1 protein-coding gene is annotated in these 823 nt (G+C 63.7%); it reads left to right on the top strand.

The window, feature by feature from the left end; all coding sequences use genetic code 11:
• Positions 1-240 precede the first annotated feature (240 nt).
• The coding region (locus CXZ10_RS20660; protein WP_143741587.1) for an IS110 family transposase at positions 241-823 on the top strand (583 nt) is incomplete at its 3' end.

The raw sequence follows: 823 nt of genomic DNA, 5'->3' as shown, positions 1-823 counted from the left end.
CGTTTGCGCCGGGGTAAGTTGAGGCGGCCTCTCCGGCTGGTTTGACGACCCCGGAGAGGCCGTTGGCAGGCGACCGTGCAAGGATCGGGCTTTCACCCGGTGTCATCAAGGATCCCTGCCATCTCCATCATTCGCTTGGAGAGTTGATGGGGTCTCTGGGGCCTGACCCTAGCCGATCAGACCCACGCCCGAGAACAATCCGAAGCTCATGGTGGCCCAACTTGGGAAGGATAGCACATCATGGCCGTCTTGCAGCAGGCACCCGACATCGTTCTGGGCTTCGACGTTTCCAAGGACACGCTGACCGTCTTCGAGGCTCGCTCCTCATCGCCTTCGTCGAAGCCCTGCGTCATCGACAATAGCGCCGCCGCCATCCGCCGCTTTCTCAAAAGCATCGATCGCGTCGACCTCGCGGTCTGCGAGCCGACCGGCGGCCATGAGCATGTGCTCCTGGCCGAGCTGCTGGCCGCCGGCATTGCCTGCCATCGGGTGGATGCCTTGAAGGTCAAGGCTTTTATCCGCTCCTTCGGCACGCTTGCCAAGACCGACGCCCTCGATGCCGAGGCGCTCGCCCGCTACGGCAAGGACCGCTGGGAACGGCTGTCCCTGTTCCTGCCGCCGGAAGCTGATCGGAAGATGCTGGCCGCTCTGGTGGCCCGGCGAGAGGACCTCGTGGCCATCAAGGTGGCCGAGCAGAACCGGTCAAAAGGCCCGGCCGGCAAGGTGATCAAGACATCCCTTGCGGCCATGTTGAAAGCCGTCATCGGCCAGATCGAGGCCATCGAGGCGGAGATCAAGGCGTTGATCGACAGGAGCCCGCAGC

It is taken from the genome of Pleomorphomonas diazotrophica (assembly GCF_002844595.1).
In the GTDB taxonomy this organism is placed as follows: Bacteria; Pseudomonadota; Alphaproteobacteria; order Rhizobiales; family Pleomorphomonadaceae; genus Pleomorphomonas; species Pleomorphomonas diazotrophica.
Note: the sequence above shows the minus strand (reverse complement) of the source record. Positions and strands in the feature narration are given on the sequence as shown.